General features: G+C 71.0%; 9 protein-coding genes. 1 reads left to right on the top strand and 8 read right to left on the bottom strand.

Annotated elements, in window-relative coordinates; translation table 11 throughout:
* Positions 1 to 23: 23 nt before the first annotated feature.
* The 4 genes from AOK16_RS14125 to AOK16_RS14110 all read right to left on the bottom strand — a co-directional run bounded on the left by AOK16_RS14125 (position 24) and on the right by AOK16_RS14110 (position 3,433).
* Positions 24 to 791, bottom strand: coding sequence for a sulfite exporter TauE/SafE family protein (locus AOK16_RS14125; RefSeq protein ID WP_055472615.1), 768 nt, complete (start codon positions 789 to 791; stop codon positions 24 to 26).
* 282 nt (positions 792 to 1,073) lie between these two features.
* Positions 1,074 to 2,018: an SPFH domain-containing protein gene (locus AOK16_RS14120; RefSeq protein ID WP_055472614.1), complete on the bottom strand. Its 945-nt coding sequence runs from the start codon at positions 2,016 to 2,018 to the stop codon at positions 1,074 to 1,076.
* 91 nt (positions 2,019 to 2,109) lie between these two features.
* On the bottom strand, positions 2,110 to 2,532 hold the full coding sequence (locus AOK16_RS14115) for an NfeD family protein (RefSeq protein WP_055472617.1): 423 nt from the start codon (positions 2,530 to 2,532) through the stop codon (positions 2,110 to 2,112).
* A gap of 106 nt (positions 2,533 to 2,638) precedes the next feature.
* Entirely contained in the window at positions 2,639 to 3,433 is a 795-nt protein-coding gene (locus tag AOK16_RS14110) for an ABC transporter ATP-binding protein (RefSeq protein WP_055472613.1), read from the bottom strand.
* Between the two features lie 123 nt (positions 3,434 to 3,556).
* On the opposite strand from AOK16_RS14110, the gene AOK16_RS14105 reads away from it, so the two are divergent.
* Positions 3,557 to 4,366, top strand: a complete 810-nt coding sequence (locus AOK16_RS14105) for a hypothetical protein (RefSeq protein WP_055472612.1) — start codon at positions 3,557 to 3,559, stop codon at positions 4,364 to 4,366.
* 93 nt (positions 4,367 to 4,459) lie between these two features.
* Here AOK16_RS14105 and AOK16_RS14100 read toward each other — a convergent pair whose 3' ends face one another.
* The 4 genes from AOK16_RS14100 to AOK16_RS14085 form a co-directional block, all read right to left on the bottom strand.
* On the bottom strand, positions 4,460 to 4,738 hold the full coding sequence (locus tag AOK16_RS14100) for a chaplin (RefSeq protein WP_055472611.1): 279 nt from the start codon (positions 4,736 to 4,738) through the stop codon (positions 4,460 to 4,462).
* Positions 4,739 to 4,980: 242 nt separating this feature from the next.
* Positions 4,981 to 5,217 carry a chaplin gene (locus AOK16_RS14095; RefSeq protein WP_055472610.1) on the bottom strand — a complete coding sequence of 79 codons (237 nt, stop codon included), beginning with the start codon at positions 5,215 to 5,217 and terminating at the stop codon, positions 4,981 to 4,983.
* 218 nt (positions 5,218 to 5,435) lie between these two features.
* Positions 5,436 to 6,086: a response regulator gene (locus tag AOK16_RS14090; RefSeq protein ID WP_079101367.1), complete on the bottom strand. Its 651-nt coding sequence runs from the start codon at positions 6,084 to 6,086 to the stop codon at positions 5,436 to 5,438.
* Positions 6,079 to 6,846: sensor histidine kinase (locus AOK16_RS14085; RefSeq protein ID WP_055472609.1), on the bottom strand; the 768-nt coding region annotated here is incomplete at its 5' end. The genes AOK16_RS14085 and AOK16_RS14090, both read right to left, overlap by 8 nt.

Here is a 6,846-nt window from a genome sequence, read left to right as displayed (position 1 = left end):
CGCCGCGATCGTCCGGTTGCCGGTCAGGTGAGCAGCAACCGGACGATCGCGGCGAGGCCTACCACGATGATGACGATGCGCAGCACGGTGGGTGGAAGGCGGCGGCCGACGGTGGCGCCGAGCAGGCCGCCGAGGGTCGAGCCGACGGCGATCAGCAGGACGGCGGTCCAGTCGAAGTCGGCCACGAAGAGGAAGAAGAGGACGGCGACGCTGTTGACGACGACGGCGAGGAGGTTCTTGGCGGCGTTGATGCGCTGGAGGTCGTCGTGCAGGAGCATGCCCATCAGGGCGAGGTAGAGGACGCCCATGGCGGCGCCGAAGTAGCCGCCATAGACGCTGGTCAGGAGTAGGCCGACCAGGAGCAGGGGGCCGCCGTCGGGGTGGGTGTCGGTGCCGTGGTGTTCACGGTGGCGCCGGACGGCGCGGGCGAGCCGGGGTTGGAGGGCGACGAGGACGACGCCCAGGCCGATGAGGACCGGCACGATGGTGTCGAAGGCCTCCGGGGGCAGCAGGATCAGCAGGGCCGCGCCGGTGAGGCTGCCGATGAGGGCCATGGTGCCGAAGCGGAGGAGGCGGCGGCGCTGGCCGCGCAGTTCGCGGCGGTAGCCGTAGGCGCCGCTGATGTTGCCGAAGACCAGGCCGAGAGAGTTGGAGACGTTGGCCGTGATGGGTGGCAGTCCGATGGCGAGCAGCACGGGGAAGGTGATCAATGTGCCGGATCCGACGACGGTGTTGATGGTGCCGGCCGCGATGCCTGCCGCGAGGACGGCCAGTGCCTCCCAGAGTTCCACGCTGTGCCTTCCGCCGTGCCGTCTGTTCCGTCGCACGCCCCGGCCGAGCCGATGAGGTGTGGCCCGGGCCTGCGGCACGATCATGCCGGAAGGTTCGCTCGCAGCCGGGAGGCGACCACGTATCGAGACCCCGTTCGGGACCGCGTACCGAGACCCGTCGGGACCGCAACCGCAACTGCTACTGCAGCTGGGAGCACAGTCGGGATCGCAGTCCGGATCATGGCCGAGGCCCCCGCCGCGGAGACCGTGGCGGGGGCCTGGGAGTTGAGGCCGGGCGGGGCGTCAGTCCAGCGGGGGCTGCTCGCGGCGCGGAGCGGGGGGCGTCGGGCCAGAGGCGGAGTTGCCGCCGGACATCGGGCCGAAGTTGCCGATGGCGCCGCTGAGCCCCTTGAGGGCGTCGCCGATCTCGCTGGGCACGATCCAGAGCTTGTTGGCATCGCCTTCGGCGATCTTCGGCAGCATCTGGAGGTACTGGTAGGAGAGCAGCTTCTGGTCCGGGTCGCCCGCGTGGATCGACTCGAAGACGGTGCGGATGGCCTGGGCCTCGCCTTCCGCGCGCAGTGCCGCGGCCTTGGCCTCACCCTCGGCGCGCAGGATGGCGGACTGCTTCTCACCCTCGGCGCGCAGGATCTCCGACTGCCGGACGCCCTCGGCCTGGAGGATCGCGGCGCGCTTGTCGCGGTCGGCGCGCATCTGCTTCTCCATCGAGTCCTGGATGGAGGTGGGCGGCTCGATCGCCTTGAGCTCGACGCGGTTGACGCGGATGCCCCACTTGCCGGTGGCCTCGTCGAGGACGCCGCGCAGCGCCGCGTTGATCTCCTCGCGGGAGGTGAGGGTCCGCTCGAGGTCCATGCCGCCGATGATGTTGCGGAGGGTGGTGACGGTGAGCTGCTCGATGGCCTGGATGTAGCTGGCGACCTCGTACGTCGCGGCGCGGGCGTCGGTCACCTGGTAGTAGATGACGGTGTCGATGTTCACCACCAGGTTGTCCTGGGTGATGACCGGCTGCGGCGGGAAGGGGACGACCTGTTCGCGGAGGTCGATGCGGTTGCGGATGGAGTCGATGAACGGGACGACGATGTTCAGGCCCGCGTTGAGGGTGCGGGTGTAGCGGCCGAAGCGCTCGACGATGGCGGCGCTGGCCTGGGGGATGACCTGCACCGTCTTCATGAGTGCGATGAAGACGAGCACCACCAGGATGATCAGGACGATGATGATCGGTTCCACGGATGCTCCCCTGCCCCGTTCGGTTGCTTGATGATCGATTCTTTCAGAGCCCGCGCCCGCAGGCGATGCTTTCCGGACACCCTACGGTCCGTCACATCACGATGGCGGTGGCCCCGTCGATGTCGACCACGTCGACCTGCTGCCCCGCCTCGTAGGCCTGCTCGGCGTCGAAGGTCCGGGCCGACCAGATCTCGCCGGCGAGCTTGATGCGGCCGCCCTGGCTGTCGACCCGTTCCAGGACGATCGCCTGACGGCCCTTCAACGCCTCGATGCCGCTGGCCACTTGGGGCCGCTGGCTGCGATGACGGGCCGCGATCGGGCGCACGACGGCGATCAGCGCGATGGACACACCGGAGAACACCAGGACTTGGGCCGTCGTACCACCGCCCAGCACGGACACGACGGCCGCCGCGACGGCTCCGACGGCGAACATCCCGAACTCGGGCATCGCGGTCAGGACGAGAGGAATACCGAGACCAACGGCGGCAATCAGCCACCACACCCATGGATCCACGGGCTCATCGTAGGCGTGGTGGCCGTGTTCCGGACAGTGGTCGATCAAGCCAAGCCGATCAAGCCAAGCCGATCAGGGCCGGACCAGGACGCCGGTGGGTCGAGCCTCAGGAGGACAGCGGCAGGCCCTGGGCCGTCCACCGGTCACCGTTGCGCTCCACGACGAGCGGGAGGCCGAAACACAGCGACAGATTGCGGGAGTTGAGCGTGGTCTCGACGGGACCGGCGGCGAGCACCCTGCCCTGACGGATCATCAGGACGTGGGTGAAGCCCGGCGCGATCTCCTCGACGTGGTGGGTCACCATGATCATGGACGGCGCGTACGGGTCGCGGGCGAGCCGGCCCAGGCGGCGTACGAGGTCCTCCCGGCCGCCGAGATCGAGGCCGGCCGCCGGCTCGTCCAGGAGCAGCAGTTCGGGGTCGGTCATCATCGCGCGGGCGATCAGCGTGCGCTTGCGCTCGCCCTCGGAGAGGGTGCCGAACTTGCGGTCCAGGTAGTCGTTCATGCCGAGCCGGTCGAGGAAGGCGCGGGCCCGCCGCTCGTCGACGTCCTCGTAGTTCTCGTGCCAGTGCGCGGTCATGCCGTAGGCCGCGGTGAGCACGGTCTCCAGCACGGTCTGGCGGCGGGGCAGCTTTTCGGCCATGTTGATGCCCGCCATGCCGATGCGCGGACGGAGCTCGAAGACGTCGACGCCGCCGAGCTTCTCGCCGAGGATCTGCGCGGTGCCGGAGGTCGGGAAGAGATAGCTGGAGGCGATGTTGAGGAGGGTCGTCTTTCCGGCGCCGTTGGGGCCGAGGATGACCCAACGCTCCCCCTCGGCGACCGACCAGGAGACCTGGTCCACCAGAGCCCGGCCCTCGCGGACCACGGATACGTCCACCAGCTCCAGTACATCGCTCATGAGCGCGTTTTCTCCCATGCAATCTCGGCCAGTCTCGGCTGTCGCGTCGCGTGCGCCTGTGGGCGCAGTCCCCAGGGAAAACCTACGCCACCGGCCGAGGGGTCAAGTCCTTAGGCTGGTCCCATGCTCACGGAACCACGCTCAGGACGCCTCGCGGCCTGGGGAAACGCCCTGATTGCCGGACTCGTCTCACCTGATGAGGCGGTGCACCGGATCGTCGGCGAGGACGCGCTCCACCGGATCGAAGGGCTCCCCGGCGAAACCGGCCAGGTCGGCCTGAGCCTCGGCCTCGGCCGACTGCGGGCGCTCGGGGTCACCGGGCTGCGGCTGGCGCTGCCCGCCCCGGGGCACCCGCTGGGGCTGAGCGGCCCGCCCGACTTCAACGCCCGGGCGCTGGAGGCCGAGGAGGCGGTGGTCGCCTCGGGCGGCCGTCCGGTGGGACTCGTACCAGAGGTGTTCGAGGCGGGGCCCGAGGGCGATGTGCACATCGAGGTGGTGTGGCACTGCCTGCCGGTACGGGACGCGCCGCCCGCGGACGTGCCCTCGCTCGGCGAGGCGGAGCGCGAGCTGGCGGAGGCGCTGCGGGAGGCGACCGAGCTGCTGACGCGGCTGGATGTGGCCGGTTCGGGGCCGGTGGCGCAGGCGGCGCTCGAGGCGTACCGGGCGCGGACCGAGCGCGGGCGCGAGGTGCTGGCGCCGGGCTATCCGCCGCGCGCGGTAAGGGTGTTGGAGCTGGCGCAGCGGGTCGGCGCGCTGATCGACATCGCCTACGGGCCCGGGGAGGCGGCAGGCGGCGGGCGCGAGCACGGGGCGGCGGTGAGCGCATCGGAGATCGCGGCCCGGGCGGAGGTGCTGCGCCCGGTGGAGCGGACGGCGCGGCGGGCGCAGGTGGCGGCCTACAACGCGTATGTGGAGGAGCGGGAACGGCACTGAGCGGTGGGCGCCGGGCCGGCAGGGGGTACGGGAACACCGAAGGCCCCGCGGACCGTGCGGTCCGCGGGGCCTTCCGGCGAGCCGGGCTCGACGTCAGTGCTTCTTGGCGACGTTGGTCTTCTCGCTGGTGCTGCTGTTGTTGCCGCAGGTGTTGCCGATGGCCATGTTGGCGGCCGCGATGACGTTGACCGTGTTCCCGCAGAGGTTGACCGGGACGTGGATCGGGACCTGGACGACGTTGCCGGAGATGGCGCCCGGCGAGTGCGCCGCCACGCCCTCCGCGCCGGAGTTGGCAGAGGCGACGCCGACCGTGGCGCCCAGGGCGGCACCGGTGGCGGCGAGGACGACGGCGGCCTTCTTCGCAGTGTTCATAAGACTTCCTTCTGCTGAGACGTTGTGACCTCGACCGCGAGATCACGTGCTGCGCAACGTGTGGCATCCCGGGACGTCACGGCACCGGAAACGGAAGCCCTCGATCGGCCCACACCCCACGTGACCTGGGCATTTGCCAGAGTCAGATGGCTGCGAACGGAACGGGGACCGGCCCCGCGGGACGGTGTCCCAGGGGGCCGGTCTGCGCGGCCGGAGCCGCGCGATGACGATCGTGGCGGTGATCAGCCGTTGGCGCAGGTGTTGCCGCCGGCGGGGTTCAGCAGACCGACGACGCTGACGGTGGTGCCGCAGGCGTTGACCGGGACCTGGACCGGGACCTGGACGAGGTTGCCCGAGACGGCACCCGGCGACTGCGCGGCCATACCGCTGGCGTCCGCGGCGGAGGCGGCGCCGGCACCCGCGGCAACGACTCCACCGGCGATCAGGATGGCGGCAGCGGCCTTCTTCAGGTTCATCACGTTTCTTGCCCTCTCTAGCGGTCTCCGCGGTAGGTCACCGCGGTACGCCATGGAGAACGCCCGGCCGCCCGTCCAGTTGCGCCGTACGGGCTACATCCACCCGACAGTATGAATCTCTGCTCAGAGGCTGTTCGGGATGGTCTGAACAGGGCAAACTCCGTGCTGCACACGGATGTTGACGGAACGTTACTGCGCCCATCGGCCCGCTGCCACGCCGGTCAGTCCGTCACCCCGTGGCGTACCGCCCAGAGCGCGGCCTGGGTGCGGTCGGCCAGGTCCAGCTTCATGAGGATGTTCGATACGTGGGTCTTCACGGTCTTCTCCGAGAGCACCAGCGCGCGGGCGATCTCCCGGTTGGAACGGCCGTCGGCAATCAGGACGAGCACCTCGCGCTCCCGCTCGGTGAGCGTGCCGCCCCTCCCCTGCCCGCCCGGCGTCTCCTCCTCGGCCAACAGGGCGCCGGCGACCTCGGGTTGGAGGAGTACGTGACCGGCGTGCACGGAGCGGATGGCGCCGGCCAGGGCGTCGGGGTCGATGTCCTTGTAGACATAACCGGCAGCGCCGGCCCTCAGAGCGGGGACGACGGTGCGCTGCTCGGTGAAGCTGGTGACGACGAGCACCTTGGCGGGGTTGTCCAGGGCCCGCAGCCTGCGGAGCGCCTCGATGCCGTCCGTGCCGGGCATCTTGACGTCCAGGAGGACGACGTCGGGGCGCAACTCCTCGGCGCGCGCGACGCCTTCGTCCCCGTCGGCCGCCTCCCCCACCACCTCGATGTCGTCCTGCACTTCGAGGAACGTCCGCAGCCCGCGCCGTACGACCTGGTGGTCGTCGACGAGCAGTACGCGGATGCCGCGCCGCTGTTCAGCCACCGGGCACCTCCAACTCGATCACGGTGCCCTTGCCGGGCGCCGACTCCACGGCCAGGCTTCCGCCGACCCCGCCCGCGCGGTCGCGCATCGACACCAGGCCGAGGTGGCGGCCCGCGCGGCGGACCGCGGAGGGGTCGAATCCGCGGCCGTCGTCCTCGACTCTGAGCACCGCGCCGGAACCGCTCCGGGTGAGGGTGACCTCGACCCCGGCCGCGCCGGAGTGGCGCAGCGCGTTGTGCAGGGCCTCCTGGGCGACCCGCAGCACCGCTTCCTCCTGGGCGGCGGGCAGGGCCCGTACACCGTGGGCGGCGAAGGCGACGGCGGCGGTGTGGGCGCGGTCGAGGACCTGGATCTGGGTGCGGAGGGTGGCGACGAGACCGTCCTCGTCCAGGGCGGCGGGGCGCAACTCCACGACGGCGGCGCGCAGTTCGTCCGCGGCCTCCGCGGCGAGGTCGGCCACCTGCCGCAGCTCGCCCTTGGCTCGGTCCGGGTCGCGGTCGACGAGGGCGGTCGCGGCCTGGGCGGTGAGGCGCAGGGAGAAGAGTTTCTGGGCGACGGCGTCGTGCAGCTCGTGGGCGAGACGGGCGCGCTCGCCGGCGATGGTCAGCTCGCGGCTTCGCTCGTACAGCCGGGCGTTGGTCAGGGCGATGGCGGCGTGCTGGGCGAGGATGCCGAGCAGGGCCTCGTCCTGCTCGGTGAAGCCGCAGCCGCCCTCCGGCTGGGGGCACCTCTGGCCGGCCGGGCCCGTCTCGTTTGCCGG

Source organism: Streptomyces pathocidini (genome assembly GCF_001418495.1).
Lineage (GTDB): Bacteria > Actinomycetota > Actinomycetes > Streptomycetales > Streptomycetaceae > Streptomyces > Streptomyces pathocidini.
The sequence above is the reverse complement of the archived record's forward strand: the minus strand, read 5'-3'. Positions and strand labels throughout refer to the sequence as shown.

Excerpts from the sequence above, each read along its gene's own strand:
- AOK16_RS14110 (WP_055472613.1), bottom strand. The coding sequence starts at position 3,433 with ATGAGCGATGTACTGGAGCTGGTGGACGTATCCGTGGTCCGCGAGGGC.
- AOK16_RS14105 (WP_055472612.1), top strand. The coding sequence starts at position 3,557 with ATGCTCACGGAACCACGCTCAGGACGCCTCGCGGCCTGGGGAAACGCC.
- AOK16_RS14100 (WP_055472611.1), bottom strand. The coding sequence starts at position 4,738 with ATGAACACTGCGAAGAAGGCCGCCGTCGTCCTCGCCGCCACCGGTGCC.